Below are 18,250 nucleotides of genomic sequence, written 5' to 3' on the forward strand. Positions count from 1 at the left end.
AATTTTTAAGGAATTTTCAATAAAATAAAAAAAAATAGCTATGAAAAGCTATTTTTTGAATGAAAACTATATAGTTTCAAAGGTCTTCCCTTATCACTGCTTTTGGTTTCGCCTACTTCCTCGACCAATCCAGTCTTACGGAGACCAAGGAGAATCCGCTGTGAATTGCGGAAGCTCATCCCAAGCTCCATTGCAATATCTCGTGAAGTGAACGTATCCCACTGTTTTTGTTCCACATAACTTCTCAATTTATTGTATAGTTGTACGCTGATTTGAACCTCACTTAGCTTATGGACTAATTCAGGCTGATCACTTTCACTTAAATAAGACACGATTTCTTTATTGCTTCTGTATTCTTCCACGATACCCTGTTCATCAACAATCACAATCATATTTTGATGTGCGGTCCTAGACCGCTGAACTGCCTTTCTGGCATTATATTCAGCCTTAAGAACCGAATCACCAAACCCCACTCCCGCTGCAATAGGCTGTTTCCATTGATCATGCATTTTTTGAATGGTTTCCTGAAGGATATTGATATGATTTGTTACATCTCCCCTCGAACTAAATATCATGTAATCGCCCTTGCCAGCTTTTTGAAAAGAACCATTCAGTTGGCGGCTAATTCGAAGCAAGGCTTCTTCCATTTTCAATTCTGCCGATTGGATATCATAGAGCAATTCTTCCTTTACCCGCTCTATGTCTGGTTTCTCTGCTTCAATAAAACAAATAGCAACCTGCGTATTTTGATAATATTGTGCTTTTGCTTTTTCAGAAAGTGATAATAGGGTTTGTTTTATTCCAAGTCTAGTAATCGTCATCCATGAAACCGGTATTCCTTTCTGCTCTAGCTGCTCTTTCACGTTTGGATAACAGGTGAGTACACCGTCAACTTCTCCCTTTTCCCAAAGCTGGATATGATACCTATAGATTTCCTGCTCATTCACATCTGCCGGGAATTGTTGAATCCGCAGGTCTTTAATAGGAGGATCTAGCTGTCTCACCTCAGAAGTATTGATCGCATCAGGAAGGTCAATGCTTATCTGTTTAAAACCCTCTTTTTTTTGTAAAAGGAGACTGATTAGCGAATGATAAAACCCGGTCTCCCAAGATAATATGCCATGAAGACTATCATTTTCACCGATTACACCCTTTGCAATCGCATATGGAATCGGGCCGGAAAAAAGCCAGGCATCCACATCTTTTCTATGCTGTAACACAATCTCTTTCGTTTCAATTGCCTGTTTATAAGGTAATGGGAGAAACACTATATTTTTCTCAAACTCCCTGGCAACCTCCAAAATACGCTCAATCGAAAGTTCTGGTCCTACCACTCCGACCTTATACACTAGAATCACCTTGCCTCTTATTTGATAGATATTATAAAAAGCATAGCACAAAAATGACCGCGGGTGACCATGGGGACGGTTCTTTTGGTCTAAATTTGAGAACCGTAGTGTGGCAAGTCTATGAGTGACCGCTCATTATTCTTTTAGCTATTCTGATAAAAAACAATCAATTCTACGTAAAAAACGTACATTTATCAAGATTACTCCTGCATTATTCGGAGTATATTACACGATTACTAAGATAGAAGCAGTATTTGGGTGATAAAGTTACTCTTAAGGTGTTATATCACAGATTTTGTCGAATAATCATGTTTGAGTACAGACTATGATTATTGTTATGATTAGGACATTAGTTCACTAATTATGGATTTGTTTATTGCAAGGAGCATCCTTGTGAAATCTATCACAAAAGGAGTTGATACTGTTGAGATCTGATAACGCTACAGTTCAGAATCGCAACAAAGAGTTGAGTGATGATTACTCATTGGATAGAGTACCTCTTAACAAAAGAAACATGGGTTGGTTAAGCATAACAAATATCACATTTGGAATTGCTACGGCCATCTTTTATTTTCAAATGGGAAGTGTTATGGCTCTACAATTTGGCGCCATCAATGCGATTATTTCCGCTGTATATGCGATCATTGTTGCCGGTATTCTTGGAACCTTCATTGCCTATTTATCGGCAAAATCAGGAATGAACGTCAATTTATTATCAAGGGGTGGCGGATTTGGCTATATTGGCGCCTCCTTGACCTCCATTATTTATGCCACTAATTTTATTATGTACTGTGCGCTTGAAGGCTTAATCTTAGTTGCGGCCGTACACGAATTCTTTCCTCTTATTCCAAAATGGGGTTTAATTCTTTTCTTTGGTATCATCGTCATTCCATTAAATTGGTTTGGAATCAAGCAATTGGATAAATTACAAAAATGGTCATTACCGCTTTTTGGCATTTTCCTAATCGCAGCCATTGTTGTAGCTGCAATCAAACCGTCTGTTTATGATGGAAGTTTTTGGTTGTATTTGCCAGAAAATGTTCAGGTTGGCGGAACTGCCCTTTTACTTTGTATTGGAATGCAACACGGAATTATGGGATTAACACCACTACTAGCTTCTGATTATGCTCGTTTCCTTAAGCCGAAGGATCTTAAAATTGGAATATTTGCCATTGGATTTATCCCGCAGATCTTTTGTTTCGGAGTGATGGGGGGGCTTGGAATTTGGTTCGGTGTTCGTCTCGGGGAACCGAATCCTGGAATCTATATCGTTCTACTCCTTGGTGGGTGGGGAGCTTTATTTACCATGATCACTCAAATAAGAATTAATGTGACAAATATCTATAGTGGTTCCTTGTCACTATCCAATTTTTTCGAAAATGTTTTTAAATTTAAACCAGGGAGACGCTTTTGGGTTGTCGTTACTGGGGTATCAGCCATTGTCTTAATGCTTGGGGACATTGTGAATCACCTTGAAACCGTTTTGACTTTCCAAGGAGTTTTCTTATTGTCCTGGGCAGCTATTCTTGTTACAGATGCTGTTTTTGTTAAGAAAATCTTAAAGATTGGTCCTGGATATTATGAAGCGAGACAACAGAATTTGCACAAATGGAATCCTGTCGGTGTTGGCTCATTACTAATCGCAAGTAGTCTCGGCACGGTTGCTGCATTAGGATTTATGGGAACATTCCTGCAAAGTACTGCAGCATTTTTCGCAGCTATCCTTGCCTCTATTTTAACGATTATCTTGGCTATTTCTACAAAAGGAAAATATTATATAAAAGAAGAAAACAATGATATTGCAAAAGAAGAATATATTGCATGACTATTTTAACCCTCTACTAATGAACGTAGAGGGTTTGCTTAGAAATTTTTTCAGAATAAAAATCAACAACTCATGTTAAAACCAATAATTAACATTTTTATTTAAAGCTTTACTTCTACCTCCGTTCCATCCTTCAATTTTGTTTCAACAAGGATAACTCCCCTATTCTTAGAAAGTCCCTGCAGCAACGGCTTCAAATCTTTACTTTCAATTTCCGGGAAGATGAATGTGCTGCCACCCTTTTCAATTGCCTTATTTATTAAGCGAATCATTCTTTTTGATGTAATAATCAAACTAACCAAATATAAAACACCATAGGGAATGGGAATAGAGAATCGCATATTCTTTTCCTTCACCTTTACTCTAAACATACTCTACTCAATCACCACAAAAACTTTATCACCATTTGCCGAAGTGATGTTTACAATCTCTCCATCCAATTCGTTTTCAATTGCTTCGATGAGCAGGTCAACGTTAATATCTTTTACATATTTTTCTGCCTCAGGTATTTTTTCAGCAATATTTGTACCTACTTTTAAAACAGCCTTTACCAGATTAATAGGTAAATTCACATTTACATTATCACCATCTTCGGAGGTCACACGAATCTTTAACATTTTATTTCCATATGAGGCTTCTTTTTTTGTTGTCACTAGCTCTGGTTGATCTTTACCTTGTAGGATAGTAATTAGTTCACTTGCTTTTTCCTTATCAATCTTTCCTTGCTCCACCAGCGTTAAGACTCTCGAAATTTCGTCCTTCATTCTACTTCCCCCTCTTTTAATAACTGAATGGCTTTCTCTGCCGTAATTTCGCCTTTTTCTAATAACGATACAATTTTTTTCTTATCCACTTCTGGTTTCTTTTGAGAGGAATATCCCAGAGTAGAGATGATTTCATCTAATTTTCCTCTGACAGTCGGATAGGATATTCCGAGCTCCTTCTCGACCTCTTTGATATTTCCACGACATTTAAGAAAAATCTCAACAAAATGCAGCTGTTCCTGACCGAGAGCCGCCAGTCTTGAAACTTCAAATTCATTTTCTATCGTTGTCTGGCAATGGTTACAGTGCAGCTTGGTAATTTTAAGCGCCTTCATGCAAACGGGACAATTAGTGAGTAAAGGATACGCCATACTGTTCTCCTTTCTTCCATTTAATCCTATCATACACCATATCCTTTAACTTTCAAATGAGGTGTTTAAAATTATTTATAAAATTTTATAATTTTATTCAATATATTAATTTACTTATTGAATAAATTAATTTACTGAGTATTTAAGTTAAAATAAAAACAGACTCATTGAAGAGTCTGTCTTTGTGTCTTGAAAGGGATATGAGCCGTGGAGTGTTTCACATGGTGTAATAAAAAAAGCCATAAGAACCGTCCCCACGGTCACACGGTTTCTTACTCCTGAAGTTTCACTCGTACATTTCTTCGCCTTTTTCCATCTGCTTCACCCTCTGTTTGGCGGTTGTGCTTAATGAAAAAGGAGAGGATCAGTCCTATTAAGGAAAGAATGGAAACGACCATAAAGGCGATGTTCGCTCCGTGTATATCTGGATAGGCAATGTCAGGAACCTGTTTTGCTGTTTCCGCTGTTGTTGTCATGACCGTAACAAGAATGGCGGTTCCTACCGAAGCGGCAATCATTTTCATCGTATTATCCATAGCCGCCCCATGGGGAATTAATCGTTTTGGCAGCTGATTCAAGGCAGCTGTTGCGACCGGCATCATTACCATAGAAAGACCCAGCATTCGAATCCCATAGAGGACAGTAATGTAGGTCAACGTAGTCGATGGGCTTAAAGTCGTAAACGCAAACGAAGCAACACTCATGATCGTTAATCCAATCATCACGAGCCATCTTGCCCCGACTTTATCAAATATTCTTCCAACAATTGGTGACATAATCCCACTAATCACTGCGCCAGGTAATAAAGCAAGCCCCGCCTCAAAGGCAGAAAACTCCCTCATATTCTGCATAAAGAGTGGAATGATTGTTTCAGCTCCGATTAAGCCCATAAAGCTGATCATTCCTATTGCTACGGAAAAAGGAAATATTGAAAACGTAAAAACACGGAATTCCAGCATCGGATGCTTTAGTCTTAATTGGCGGAAAATAAATACAAGCAGTGATACACCGCCAAGTGTGAGTGTTATTAGTGTTGCAGGATGAGACCAACCGTAATTTCCTGCACTCGTAAATCCATAAAGGAGACCGCCAAAACCGAATGACGATAATAGGATTGAGATGATATCCACCTTTGGCTTGGAAATCTCAGTGACATTTTTCAAGAAAAAGTATGCGACAACAATATCGATTAGAGCAATAGGCAAAATAATAAAAAATAACACTCTCCATGAATATTGCGATGTCACCCATCCTGACAAAGCTGGTCCGATGGCTGGTGCAAAGGATATTACAAGGCCGACAAGACCCATTGCTGCCCCGCGCTTATTGACCGGGAAGATGAGTAAAAATACGGTTGTCATTAATGGCAGCATCACTCCCGCTCCCATTGACTGTATGACTCTTCCCATAAGAAGAATTTCAAAATTAGGAGCGATCCCACTGACAACCGTTCCCACTGCGAAAACACTCATTGCAGTGATAAATAACTGTCTTGTGGTAAACTTTTCTAATAAAAAGGCACTGATTGGAATCATGATCCCATTCACCAACATAAAGACGGTGGTCAGCCATTGTGCACTATTAGCGGTAACGCTCATTTCATCCATAATTGGAGGGATAGCTGTTATCATCAGCGTTTGATTCAATATCGCGATAAAAGCCCCTGCAAGTAAAAGGCCAACGATCATCGTTTGCTTATTTCCTGAACTCTCCATTCATCCAACTCCCTATTTAAAAATATACTGTTACAGATTACATTGTTTTCCTGCTAAATTCCAATGAAAGGTTCTACAGAAGCTTCATGCCTAATAAAAAGGTCTTTTAAAGATAGATAACTTGATGGAATGATATCAGTTTCCAGAACAAAAAAACACTCACAAATATTGATATATCAACATTTGTGGTGTTTTATTGTTTTTATATTATACTTTTGGCTGCCGTCTTTACTCTAGTTTCATAGTATTTAAATTTAACCATTGATATGATTCCAATGATCGGACCGATGCTTAATAGGATAAAAACAAATCTCCATCCTAACAATGTTTGAAAGATTGGAATTAGGTTTATTGACAAGATTGTAATTAGAAAACCTATACACATTTGCAAGGTAAGGGCCGTCCCGATATAGTCCGCTTCAGCAAACTCTGTAACACCAACAGAAAATTGTGCAGAATCCGCGATGACCGACGCTCCCCAGATAATGGAAACAAGAACCGTCAGCCAAATGAAACCACCAAAAGTAAAACCAATCAATATCGCACAAATAGCGCTAACCGCCATACAAATAATCGTTAAATTCGCCCTTCCTATCTTATCCGCCACTATCCCACCTGCTATACACCCAATTCCCCCCGCAATTCCAATAGCAGAAAAAGAAGCAAACATACTAAGCCATGGGTCTAAATTTGGTGCGGACCGCAAAAAACTTGCAGACAAAAAAGCTGGAAGCCATGTCCACATGGCATATAACTCCCACATATGCCCAAAATATCCATAATTCGCTAACATGACTGGTTTATTCTTTAGTACCTTTCCAAATACAGAAAAAGACCAAGAACTATTTTTAGAAACCAATCGAATATCAGGTAATAGGTAGAAAATAAAAATAGCTGCTATCATTGCTAAAGTCGAACTAATCGTGAGTACCCATCGACTATCCATATTTATCGTGAAAATGGATATAAAGTGCGGCAATGAGGAGCCTAATGTTAAAGCAGCGATTAAAATGCCTGTTGCCAATCCTCGTTGTTTAGGAAACCAGTGTGCAATCATTTTTACTGAAGTTGGATATACACCCGCTAAGGTTACACCTGTTAATATTCTCAGTAATATACCGATCCACGCTTGATCAACGATAATCAAGAACCCATTTAGGAACGCACCCGACAGCGCTGAGATCGCAAACAATCTCCTAATATTAAAACGATCAGATAACCCAAAATATGAACTTAAAAATGCACCAATCACAAATCCAATGGGAATGGCTGCGGACAGCAATGCACCTTGGGTCGGGGATAGACTCCAGCTTTTTTTCAGTTCGGGGGCAATAACGGAGGCATTAAACCACAGACTTAAACAAAAAATGACTGCTATTCCAATAATCGTTAACGCCAGCCAGCGATTCTTTATCATCATTCACAAAACCTCCCAAAGGACTAAAATTTGAAGTTTGGTCTTCATCAACTTCATGATTACGCCTAAATAAATGCTCCAACCTCTATCATCAGAGCTTGGAGCCTTCATTTAATTTGAAACTGCATTTTTGCTAATGTTGTTGGTTTGGTGAATAATTACAGCTGCGATACCCTGAATGATTGTCTTTACAATCACTTGACCTAGGATGGCGAATGGAACGGCCTCCCATGGCAGGAATCCTGCACCGAGCGGGCTAAGTCCGATGACAACGAAAATCGCAGAATCTAGTATTCCGCCAACAATACCACTATATAGGACCCGTAAGCTCATTGGCAGGTTCAAACGTGTATAAATCTCGGTATCGGTTGTTTCTGCAATCATAAAAGAAATCGCAGATGCCATTACGATAATTAATGTGTCCCCTAATAAGAACGAAACGATTGCCGATAATATAAGTGCTAAACCGATAAACATATAGGTTTTCTTTCTTCCGTATTTATTTTGAACCAAGTCACGGAAGATAAATGTTGCTCCAATCAGTAATGTGCCCATTGGTACAATAAAGACTCCTAATTGCATTGGTGCAAATGCCGCTGTTATAACATTTGCTGCAATGATTGAAATTAAATACAACAAAATTCTCATGATGCCCTCTCCCTTTGATTTTTTATCCGCAGAATATCCTAATTGACCCGTTAAAATAGAAAACACAGTACCTCTAAGAGAAGTACTGCTTCGCCTTAGTTTTTTTACCGAGGGGTGCTAGAACCTCCACCGCAGGATGCGGAATTTTATTTATGTGAAATTTAGTTTACTATTTTTTTAGACTTCTGTCTAGATAGGTTTATCCTGAAAACCGTGGGGACGGTTCTCGCGGTCATTTTTTTGTTTAACATGTACCATAAGAACCGTCCCTATGGACACAAAATGAAATATATTAGACTATGTATATATATTGTATATGTAAACATTTTATTGTATAATTATACCGGGTTGGATGATAATTGTGGCCATCATAGTATTTAGCGTAGGTGGGGCTGATACGAATTAAATCAAGAGCTAGTTAGCTCTTTTTTTATTGTGTTAAATATTAATTAAGCCTGTTTTTTGTAATCAACTACAAAGCCATTGTTTTAGTCTTTGGATGTTCTTGTACAACTATCGCACCCGTTAATAAAGTTAATTACTTGCTATTTTTAAGTAATGAGTATACGTATGTATCGTATGCTACACCATTTTGATACATATAGTCCCTCAAAACTCCCTCTTTTTGAAAACCAATTTTAAGCAGCAAATTGTTGGATGCTTCATTATCAATAAATACAACCGCGCCTATACGATTTAAACTCATAATATCAAAGCCATATGAAAGAACTTTAGATACTGCTTCCGAAGTGTAACCTTTCCTCCAATGCTCTGGATGGATTTCGTACCCTATTTCTGCTCGTTTATGTTTAGGCAACCAAGCATTAAAGCCAATTGTTCCAATTATCCCTTTGGTCCCTTTTCGTTCAATCCCCCAACGTATACCTCTTTTTTCATTGTAATTTTTTGAAAAGAAATCAACAAACTTTTCTGCTTGTTCTATACTCTCTAATGTATCTTGTCCATAAAAACGTGTTACATCGATGTTAGAAAAACAATCGAATATGCCTTCTACATCTTCTCTTGTTATTTCTCTTAATACTAGCCTGTCTGTCTCTAATATAGGAAACATTTAATAATCTCCCCCTTTTTTATTTCAACAACTAACAATTCTTTTTAAACGGTAAAAATCCCTTTATAAACTGGATTCCTTATTGCACTTAACTCCCACATTAGTGTTAGCTAAACAAGGTAAACGTCATACAATTCCAATGCTTTGTATCAAGGACTGAGGCTGTGATATAATTCAAAGTTGATTTTTGTGTAGGGTTGATCATTCATAGGCGGAGAATTTCCGCCTATTTTAGAAAAGGAAGATTAAGAAGCAGATTTAAGCGGAGATATTCCGGTTAACTAGTCAAATAAGACAAAATCCAATGATTTTGGATACCATAAGCGGAAAAACTCCGCTTATTATGAAGGAAATATGGGGATTTCCCAATTTAAGCGGAAATTCTCCGCTTATTTTCCAAACACGGTAAAATCAACATTCTGCTTTAACACAGCCACCTTTTAAATAATTTTGCGAATAGAACTTACCTCTAGATTGCACAAAAGGCCCGATTAGCTCCTATCCGCTAGTCGGGCCTTGTCACGCGCAAACTTCCGATTTCCCCTAAAAAAACGCCCCCTTGGTCCCCTACTTCACGATCTTCTCATAAAATTTTAATCTTTGCTGTGCATTCTCTTTTATGATAATATCTACTCCACTGTCTACGAATGGTTCCACATTTTTTCCTTGAATCACCTTCATGGCTGTTTCAACACTTAAATATCCCATATCATAAGGGTTTTGGGCCATGGTACCAGGAACGGTATCATCTGAAATAAGTTCAAGCATTTCGGTAAGTCCATCCGGCCCAATGACAGGTATCGAGAGTCCTTGTTTCTTTATCTCCTTGATTACTGGTAACGCGATGGTGTCATGTGTAGTCACGACACCTTTAATATCGGGCTGGTCACGCAGAAGCTCTGTTACCAAACTTTGAATTCTTTTGGGATCATCCGGTATTCCTGATTTTACAAATGCGATTTTGATTCCTGCGTTTTGTAAAGCAATGGTAGCACCTTCGATCCGCTCTTTAAAAACTGAGAAAGACAAATCCCCTGCGATAATGGCAATCTTATTCCCTGGCTGCATCTGTGAGGCTAAAAAGGCTCCGGCTTTTTTACCTAAATCCAAATTATCGGTTCCGATATACGCTGTTTTGTTGATAAGTGGAAGATCGGAATCGACTAACAAAATCGGAACATCCGTAAACGTTTCTAATGCATGGCTTACAGGTGCACTTGCACTGATTGGTGCTGTAATGATCACATCAGGCTTTTCTTTGTACGCCTTCATTAATATATCTGCTTGTTCTTCAGCAGTTGATTTAATAGGCACAATCACCTTTCCATCGATGTCAAAGTCTTTAAACCCTTTTTCTACTCCAGCCTTCATAATTTTCCAGTATTCTGAGTTTCCTTCTTTTAACACCACGACCACAGTCGGCTTTTTATCAGCTAGTGTTACGGAAATAAAACCTAGAACCAAGACAGAAATAACAGCACCAATAACCAAATAAATTTTCCCTTTCTTTAACACGGCATCCTTCCCCCTCTCTTCCGTTAAAGAATGTACCTACGCGTTGGTTAAGCTGGGAATGATCGGAAATCGAGCAGAGAAAGTGGTTCCTCCATCACCCGTTTCAATTTCAATTTTGGCATCATGCCGTTTTGCTACACTGTAACAAATGGCTAACCCCAAACCTGTTCCTGTTTCCTTTGTCGTAAAGAATGGTGTCCCTACTTTTGGCAGTACTTCCGGACTAATTCCTTTGCCTTCATCTTTTATTTGCAGGACCACAGTCTTTTTGTCTTTATACGTTTTAATAGTCAAATTCCCATTAGAAGTCATGGCATCCAATCCATTTAAAGCTATATTCAAGATGAGCTGGCGGATTTCTTTCTCGTCCAGCGAAATGTCAGGACATTCTCCTAATTCAAGCATAAGCTGTTTATTCGAACGTAAGGCTTCCGCTTGAATTAGCGGAGATAAAGCTTCAATAATAATGTTCAAGTTTTGATTCCTTTTGACGCTGATTTTATTTTTTGCTAGATTCAAAAATTCTGTGATAATCGAGTTTGCTCGGTTCAATTCTTCTAACATTAAATCGATGATATCAGGTGATAATTTATCGACTTTATTCCTTGTTAATTGTAAAAATCCTTGAACGGTTGTCATGGGGTTCCTGATCTCATGGGCAATACCAGCTGCCATCTCACCGATTAAATTTAATCGGTCTAGGCGGTACATTTCATTCTCGAGATGGACCCTTTCTGTAATATCATTCAATACGACGAGCGTACATGGTTCGGAATCGATATCAATCATCTCCGTGGATAATAATCCTGAGCGGACTTCCCCGTTTTTCGTCTCATATCTGATTTTCTTGTTTAGAATCTTTTTATTTAAATCAATAGACTTCCCTGTTGCTTCATCGATAAAATGCTGACTATTAATTTTTTGTTGGATCAACTCGTCACAGTTATAACCGGTGGATTTTGTCCAGCTTGCATTGATGTCGATAAATGTCAGATCCTTCTGAGATAAAATCGCCTTTAATAAGGGGCTCGATTCAAAGATTTTTCGAAACCTTTCTTGGGAACGGAACAGATGATCGGTAATCTTTTTTCGTTCCTCAATCTCTTTTTGCAGTTTCTCATTCGATCTGGTCAGATCAAGTGTCCGCTCTTCAACGATATGTTCCAAATTATGAAATCTCTGTCTTTTCACTTCTTCTATTTGCTTTCTTTCTGTTACATCACGTATGGTACAAACAAAAATCTGTTCGTCTTCGATCATGGTTGAAGCAATTAACAGATCACCATAGAAGCAGCTTTTATCCTTTTTACAAGCAACGACTTCAATAATCATTCCTACCGATTGTCTAATCATAGAAAGGAATAAGGTTGAGTCACCTAACACTTCCTCCTCCCATTTAGGAAAAAGCTTCTGAACGTTTTTTTCCACCAATTCCATTGGGTGGTAGCCAAACATAGTAATGACGGCCGGATTCACAGTAAGAATACAACCTTGTTTATCGAAAGTGACAATGGTATCGGTTATCGTTTCACTAATAGCTCTTGATAATGCTTCTGTCCGACGTAAATTTAGAGTGGTTCTATCCAGCCTTTTGTTGACTTTATTCAGCTCAAGTAAATGTCCTAGATCTGTTTGGATGATCGTTTCTTGATGATTTTGGTGGATTTTGACAAACTGTTCAATTTTCTTTTTCAATGTTTCTGGCTGAAAGGGTTTAAAAATATAATCGATCGCACCTACAGAGTATCCTTGATGAACATGTTCCATATCTTGACTAATCGCTGTAATAAAAATAATAGGGATATTTTTTGTTTTCTCTCTGGCCTTTATAAGCTCGGCAGTTTCAAATCCATTAAGTCCCGGCATTTGTACGTCTAGTAAAATTACTGCAAAATCATGTTGCAGCATGCATTTTAACGCTTCTTTTCCAGAATGGGCGCTAATCAGATTGTAGTTTGGTGAAGTGAGCACTGCTTCTAGTGCCAGAAGGTTTTCTGGATGATCATCCACCATTAAAATATTCACTTTTTGAGCATTCGTATTATTTAACTTTTTGATAGATTCTTTCGGTTCCATCAAATTCTCCGTATTTGTTTTCATGACGTGTGAATTTAACCCCCTCTCTTTTTCCTAAGCCAAGAAACCCTGAGGCACTAAGGCTTTCATATATTAATTGATGAACATCATTTTGAAGATTCTTATTAAAATAGATGAGAACATTTCGGCATATAATCATATCAAACTCGTTAAAAGAATGGTCTGATACCACATTATGCTGAGCAAAGATCAAATTTTTCTTAAGAAATGGGTGGAAACAAACTTTATCGTCAATGGCTTTATAATATTCAGAAAAGGACTGTTTCCCACCTGCTTCAAAATAGTTTTTGGTAAAGAGCTTCATTCCTTCTAACGGAAAGGTACCCTGTTTTGCTTTTTCGAGAATATTCTTATTGATATCGGTTGCATAGATTCTTGTTTTATCATAGATCCCTTCTTCATGAAGGAGAATCGCCATTGAATATACTTCCTCACCAGAAGAACAGCCAACATGCCAGATTTTAATAGAAGGCTGATTCTTTAATAAAGGAACAACTTTTGTCCGAATACTCTTGAAAAAGGATGGATCCCGAAACATCTCCGTAACATTAATTGAAAAATCGGAAAGTAACTTCGCCATCACACTTGGTTCACGAAGGATTTTTTCCTGCAGGGCTGATATACTTGATAGTCTCTCAATTTGAACGCGATGGTTAATCCTCCTTTGGATGAAAGGAAGGGCATAATTTCTAAAATCATACCCATAATATCGAAACATAGCCTCTAGTAATAATTCAATTTCAATCCTCTCAATTTCTTCAGCCTGTACTAGATTATTAGATTCATGCTTAGTTTTCTGTGCGATTTCTAACCCCGGTAACAAAAAATGTGACATTTGTTACCAGGATCCACCTCCTTTACGTGATTTTTATAATTGAAAGTCCATATCTTTTCAAAATCTTTCCTTCTATCGTTGTCATATTACATTCATTCTTTTTTTGATATAAAGCTGTGAAGACATGCATGGCATCAATATATTGTTATGATTTTTCTTTAACAGATTCGAGCTCCTTCGTGAACAGCCAAACTTGCATTAACGAGAACAGCTGGTCTAAGTTCAATGGCTTACTGATATAATCGGTAGCTCCTGCCTCCAGGCATTCTTCTCTGCTGTGCTTCATCGCCTTTGCTGTAAGGGCGATGATCGGAATCGTTTCAAATATGCTTATCTTACGAATATGTTGAATTGCTTCAAACCCATCCATCTCTGGCATCATAATATCCATTAAAATCAGGTCGGTATTAGGATGGGCCTTTAAAACTTCCAACGCTTCCCTGCCATTTTCGGCAACCAAAATATCCATATCATGATTTTCAAGCGCAATCGTTAAGGCATATACATTTCGTATATCATCATCGACGATAAGAACTTTCTTATTTTTCAGGACCGATTTCCCATGTGTGATCATTGGCTCTTTCTTTAGAACTTGATCATTCTTCGTATTCACTAAATAGTTTTCTTCCAAACTGACGGCAGCTTCCGTTTGTGCCGAAGATATTTTTCCTATTTTGCTATTCATTTGTGTGTTTGGCAAATATAGTGTAAATGTACTTCCATTCCTAATTTCACTTGAAACTTCTATAAATCCGCCCAATAACTGAGCAAGTTCCCTGCAAATTGAAAGACCTAAACCTGTACCGCCATATTTTCTGCTTGTCGTCCCGTCTGCTTGTTTGAATGCATCAAAAATCGTCTCTTGTTTTTCTTTCTCAATTCCAATTCCCGTATCTATTACGGAAAAAGCAAACATTTGATCAAGTTGTTGTTCTTCCCCTCTATTACCGGTGATGTTTTTCATTACACTCCGAATTTGTAATGAGACACTGCCACTTTCCGTAAATTTAAACGCATTGGCTAGAAGATTTTTTAAGATTTGCTGCAGTCGTTGTTCATCCGTAAAGAACGTTACTGGCAATGCTTTGTCCAATACGATTGAAAAATGAACTTTCTTCTTATTGGCAATCGGTGAAAATTGACGATAGATCATATCTCTCAACTGATTCAATTCTACCTCTTTTGATATCACGTCTAGTTTACCAGACTCTACTTTGGCCAAGTCTAATATATCATTGATTAAATTCAATAAATCATTACCGGAAGAGTAAATGGTTTTAATATATTCCTCCTGTTTATATGTCAGATTCCCTTCTCCATTTTCAGAAAGGATTTGTGCTAGAATGAGCAAACTATTCAAAGGCGTTCTTAGTTCATGGGACATATTTGCTAGAAACTCAGATTTATATTTAGAACTAACTAGCAGCTGCTGTGCTTTTTCTTCAAGCGCCGCACTGACCTCTTGTATTTCGAAGTTCTTTTGTTTAGACGCTTCATACTCTTCTTCTAGTTTTTCATTTGTCGTCCTTAACTCCTCTTGCTGCATTTGGAGTTCCTCTGATTGCGCTTGCAGTTCTTCTGTCAGGGCTTGGGATTCCTGCAATAATTGTTCTACCTTCATATGGTTGATAATACTATTAATCTTAATACCTAAATTGTTATTCACTTTTTCAAGCAGCTTTATTTGAATAGGGTTTAACGACTCAAATGAGGCAAGCTCAATTACCGCAAGTACTTGATCTTCAAATAAAACTGGTAAAATCATAATCGTTTTAGGAGAAGCTTCTCCTAGACCTGAACCGATTTTCAGATAATCGTCGGGAACTTGGTTTAAATGGATAGGGCGCTTTGTAAGTGCGCATTGCCCAATTAATCCCTCTCCTAACCGAAATTGCTTTCGTTCTTGCTCGAAGGCTTTAGAGGCAAAGGAAGACATTCTTGTTAAATACTGATCACTTTTGTTTACTTCCTTTAAATAGAAGACACCATAGCTCGCTCCCACCATTGGTACTAGCTTTGTGATTAACATATGTGCTAGCATCTGCACATTTTCTACTTCCGGATACAATGTTGCAATTTCAGCAATTTTTGTATTCAGCCAGCTCGACTCTTTTGCTTCTTCTATTAATTGCTTCTCGATTCTGCTATGTTTCTCAAGTGCTTTGGCCATTTTATTAAAGGCGACAGCGATTTCACTCAGTTCCCCTCTTGAGGTAATGTCAATACGTGGCAATGTATCAAAATCACTCGCTGCTGCCTGTTTCATTACGTCCGTTACCTTGTTAAGGTTGTTACTGGTGCTTTTTATGATCCATATAGCTAAACTTATACCGATGATTAAGCCGATCACGAGGTAAATGTAAATATTTTCAACTGCCCAATTATAGGTATCTTTGGAACGTACGAGTTCATTCTTCATCCCTTGTTCTTGTAAGCCATGAAGCAGTTCTGCCAATTGATCCATTCTTTGACTGATTAATTCAGATTCAGTCAAAAAAGTTGAAGTAGGTTTAGCGTCAGGATTGATTTTCCTATCCGTCAACGCTAGCTGACCCATATTTCGGTGGTTTTCATGTAAGATTTTAAGTTTACCAAGGAGTTCCTGAGATTTCTCATGGGTGTCCTTTTTCTCTAGTGCGTCAATTGCAACTTGTAAATTTGAATTCGAATTTTCCCATACATTCAACAAGTCTGAATTGACTTCCCCTCCACGATCCTTCAATATCGTATTCAATACGTTTGATACGATTGAAGTTTCTTCTTTAATCGTGGAAGCAATTTCAATTCTCTCATTTAAATCAATAATCACAACGTTCATTTTAACTGTCGATTCTTCAAGCATGTTCATTAACATAATAACGATAATCGTAATGAACAAAAGCAATGATCCTATGCTCGTATAAAGCTTCGTTCGAAATCTCATAACTCCTCCTAATTAACCAGTATTCAATGGATCATATTGATAGATTCCTAAATTAGATAAACTAGTGAAAATTTTCCCACTATTTATCATACTTTAAATTCCTTTCCGAAACAATGGAAACAATAGGACCATGGGGACGGTTCTTTCGGTCCAACCTTAGGAAAGCAACAAGTGCCAGGTACCAACCAAAATACTGGATGATGCCTGGCACTTTTGTTTATATTATCAGCCATTCTTACCGGTTCTCGTCACTTCCTAAACCTCTATGCCTGAAATTCCAACACCGCCAGGTCCAGCATGAGTTGAAATCATTGCTCCTGCCTGAATCCATATTACATAATTGAAACCATTTTCATTTGCAATTTCACTCATCCGCTGCTTGATTCTTTCATCAAGGCCGATTGAGTATAGCAAGTAAAGCTGCCCTCTATCAATATCGTATTGATCAAAATAATCCCGCATGAGTTTTTCTGAAACTGCATCCATACTCCCGCGATATTTTTTTGTTGAAGTTAGATTTCCATCAATTAATTCAATTCGCGGCTTTATTTTCAACAGTGCCCCTCCGAGATAAGCTAGATTACTAACTCGTCCACCTGCTCTTAAAAAATCTAAGCTGCCGGGGACGAAAGCTAGTCTTGATTTAGGAACCACTGATTTGATCTGCTCTACTAAGTGTTCAGGGTCAATATTAGGGTCATTCTCCAATAAGGTAACACCATACATCACAATTGCTGTTAATCCGCCTGTAACGTTCAAAGCATCAATGAGAAAAATATCATTCAAATCTTCCGTGGCAATGATTGCATTTTGGAAGGAAGAAGATGCCTTCGAAGTATAACCAATATGTACAATGATGCAATCAGGATTATCATTTTTGATCTTTGTAAAAAATTCTAGAAATTCATGGGAATTGGTGGATGTTGTCGAGGGTATTTTCTTTGTCTGTTCGTAATAGTCATAAATCTCCGTTACAGGTAACGAACCGTCTAGGTAATCCTTTCCATCCATGATTACGTGCATCGGGACCACTTGAACATTATGTTTTTCAGCTAATTCTTCTGGTAAGTCCGCACCACTCTCTGTCGTTAAAATAATTCTTCTCATCCATATCCCCCACTCCAATATAAAAGCCATTACCAATTCATTCTGCATTTCTATTCTACTCTACTATACATGAAAAATGGCTGTATCTATCCTTAAAAAGAAAAATAAAAGTTAAAAGATTTACAGAACCTTAACATCAACAAAGCAGCCTCTTAACAATGATTTATTATTCTATTATTAGTGGGGATAGCATGTGTGGCTATCATGGTATTTGGCGTAGGTGGAGCCTTTACTTGCAGATTATTTTTACATATTCAAACGTTTATAAAAAGGAGTGTTCTACTTGAAAAAACAATTAGTTCGGTACAAGGGTAAGAAATATTTTCTTCTCCACCATTACTCCTCAGATTATTGTGAAATCCAAGATCCTTATTCTCAATTTACCATTCTCCTAGTCCATTATTCCGAGCTTTCTATAATGAAAAATTAATTAGCTGCTGTTGATCATTTGAAGCGTTATTATAACGCTTCTCAGATTGTCGAGAAAGGGTATCTTTCTCGGCAATTTTTTATTTTATCAGAGTCTAACCTACGATTTTCAAAAAATTCGTGCCTGCTCAATGGCCTGTTGATTTCCACTCCAGGTGCTTCGCTTTCCGCGGGCGTGCCGGG

The 18,250-nt window shown here is 37.8% G+C and carries 14 protein-coding genes; 1 reads left to right on the top strand and 13 read right to left on the bottom strand.

Translation table 11 applies throughout. The features are described 5' to 3' along the window. Positions 1-38: 38 nt before the first annotated feature. Entirely contained in the window at positions 39-1,349 is a 1,311-nt protein-coding gene (locus tag MLOOGBEN_RS22200) for a hypothetical protein (protein ID WP_179160453.1), read from the bottom strand. Positions 1,350-1,773: 424 nt separating this feature from the next. Between MLOOGBEN_RS22200 and MLOOGBEN_RS22205 the strand changes: the two genes are divergently transcribed. Then, positions 1,774-3,174 (top strand): purine-cytosine permease family protein, encoded by a 1,401-nt coding sequence (locus tag MLOOGBEN_RS22205; RefSeq protein WP_179160454.1) that lies wholly within the window; start codon positions 1,774-1,776, stop codon positions 3,172-3,174. 101 nt (positions 3,175-3,275) lie between these two features. Here the strand turns inward: MLOOGBEN_RS22205 and MLOOGBEN_RS22210 are convergent, their stop codons facing one another. From MLOOGBEN_RS22210 to MLOOGBEN_RS22265, 12 genes are all read right to left on the bottom strand, one after another. After that, positions 3,276-3,545 (bottom strand): hypothetical protein, encoded by a 270-nt coding sequence (locus MLOOGBEN_RS22210; RefSeq protein ID WP_179160455.1) that lies wholly within the window; start codon positions 3,543-3,545, stop codon positions 3,276-3,278. 3 nt (positions 3,546-3,548) lie between these two features. Next, positions 3,549-3,938, bottom strand: a complete 390-nt coding sequence (locus MLOOGBEN_RS22215; protein ID WP_179160456.1) for an SHOCT-like domain-containing protein — start codon at positions 3,936-3,938, stop codon at positions 3,549-3,551. Next, positions 3,935-4,309 (bottom strand): DUF2089 domain-containing protein, encoded by a 375-nt coding sequence (locus tag MLOOGBEN_RS22220; RefSeq protein ID WP_179160457.1) that lies wholly within the window; start codon positions 4,307-4,309, stop codon positions 3,935-3,937. The genes MLOOGBEN_RS22215 and MLOOGBEN_RS22220 overlap by 4 nt, the downstream gene beginning before the upstream one ends. 272 nt (positions 4,310-4,581) lie before the next feature. Beyond that, complete coding sequence (locus tag MLOOGBEN_RS22225) at positions 4,582-6,024, bottom strand: DHA2 family efflux MFS transporter permease subunit (protein ID WP_179160458.1); 1,443 nt, start codon at positions 6,022-6,024, stop codon at positions 4,582-4,584. Positions 6,025-6,226: 202 nt separating this feature from the next. Next, positions 6,227-7,444 carry an MFS transporter gene (locus tag MLOOGBEN_RS22230; RefSeq protein ID WP_306430761.1) on the bottom strand — a complete coding sequence of 406 codons (1,218 nt, stop codon included), beginning with the start codon at positions 7,442-7,444 and terminating at the stop codon, positions 6,227-6,229. Between the two features lie 108 nt (positions 7,445-7,552). Further along, positions 7,553-8,089: a VUT family protein gene (locus MLOOGBEN_RS22235; protein ID WP_179160459.1), complete on the bottom strand. Its 537-nt coding sequence runs from the start codon at positions 8,087-8,089 to the stop codon at positions 7,553-7,555. A gap of 538 nt (positions 8,090-8,627) precedes the next feature. Continuing rightward, a complete protein-coding gene (locus tag MLOOGBEN_RS22240; protein WP_179160460.1) occupies positions 8,628-9,161 on the bottom strand; it encodes a GNAT family N-acetyltransferase in 534 nt (177 codons plus the stop codon). A 567-nt stretch (positions 9,162-9,728) separates the two neighbouring features. After that, positions 9,729-10,676: a sugar ABC transporter substrate-binding protein gene (locus MLOOGBEN_RS22245; protein ID WP_179160461.1), complete on the bottom strand. Its 948-nt coding sequence runs from the start codon at positions 10,674-10,676 to the stop codon at positions 9,729-9,731. Between the two features lie 36 nt (positions 10,677-10,712). Next, the gene (locus MLOOGBEN_RS22250) at positions 10,713-12,776 is read right to left on the bottom strand and encodes a PAS domain S-box protein (RefSeq protein WP_256989216.1); all 2,064 of its coding nucleotides are present in this window, start codon (positions 12,774-12,776) and stop codon (positions 10,713-10,715) included. Then, complete coding sequence (locus MLOOGBEN_RS22255; protein WP_179160463.1) at positions 12,718-13,608, bottom strand: CheR family methyltransferase; 891 nt, start codon at positions 13,606-13,608, stop codon at positions 12,718-12,720. The genes MLOOGBEN_RS22250 and MLOOGBEN_RS22255 overlap by 59 nt, the downstream gene beginning before the upstream one ends. Positions 13,609-13,753: 145 nt before the next feature. Next, positions 13,754-16,531 carry a response regulator gene (locus MLOOGBEN_RS22260; protein WP_179160464.1) on the bottom strand — a complete coding sequence of 926 codons (2,778 nt, stop codon included), beginning with the start codon at positions 16,529-16,531 and terminating at the stop codon, positions 13,754-13,756. Positions 16,532-16,786: 255 nt separating this feature from the next. After that, positions 16,787-17,638, bottom strand: a complete 852-nt coding sequence (locus MLOOGBEN_RS22265; protein ID WP_179160465.1) for a DegV family protein — start codon at positions 17,636-17,638, stop codon at positions 16,787-16,789. Positions 17,639-18,250 lie beyond the last annotated feature (612 nt).

This window comes from Bacillus sp. EB106-08-02-XG196, assembly GCF_013396335.1.
Taxonomy (GTDB): domain Bacteria; phylum Bacillota; class Bacilli; order Bacillales; family Cytobacillaceae; genus Neobacillus.

Coding starts and splice junctions, on each gene's coding strand:
- MLOOGBEN_RS22260 (WP_179160464.1), bottom strand. CDS start 16,531: ATGAGATTTCGAACGAAGCTTTATACGAGCATAGGATCATTGCTTTTG.
- MLOOGBEN_RS22250 (WP_256989216.1), bottom strand. CDS start 12,776: ATGAAAACAAATACGGAGAATTTGATGGAACCGAAAGAATCTATCAAA.
- MLOOGBEN_RS22210 (WP_179160455.1), bottom strand. CDS start 3,545: ATGTTTAGAGTAAAGGTGAAGGAAAAGAATATGCGATTCTCTATTCCC.
- MLOOGBEN_RS22215 (WP_179160456.1), bottom strand. CDS start 3,938: ATGAAGGACGAAATTTCGAGAGTCTTAACGCTGGTGGAGCAAGGAAAG.
- MLOOGBEN_RS22225 (WP_179160458.1), bottom strand. CDS start 6,024: ATGGAGAGTTCAGGAAATAAGCAAACGATGATCGTTGGCCTTTTACTT.
- MLOOGBEN_RS22255 (WP_179160463.1), bottom strand. CDS start 13,608: ATGTCACATTTTTTGTTACCGGGGTTAGAAATCGCACAGAAAACTAAG.
- MLOOGBEN_RS22240 (WP_179160460.1), bottom strand. CDS start 9,161: ATGTTTCCTATATTAGAGACAGACAGGCTAGTATTAAGAGAAATAACA.
- MLOOGBEN_RS22265 (WP_179160465.1), bottom strand. CDS start 17,638: ATGAGAAGAATTATTTTAACGACAGAGAGTGGTGCGGACTTACCAGAA.
- MLOOGBEN_RS22230 (WP_306430761.1), bottom strand. CDS start 7,444: ATGATGATAAAGAATCGCTGGCTGGCGTTAACGATTATTGGAATAGCA.
- MLOOGBEN_RS22235 (WP_179160459.1), bottom strand. CDS start 8,089: ATGAGAATTTTGTTGTATTTAATTTCAATCATTGCAGCAAATGTTATA.
- MLOOGBEN_RS22220 (WP_179160457.1), bottom strand. CDS start 4,309: ATGGCGTATCCTTTACTCACTAATTGTCCCGTTTGCATGAAGGCGCTT.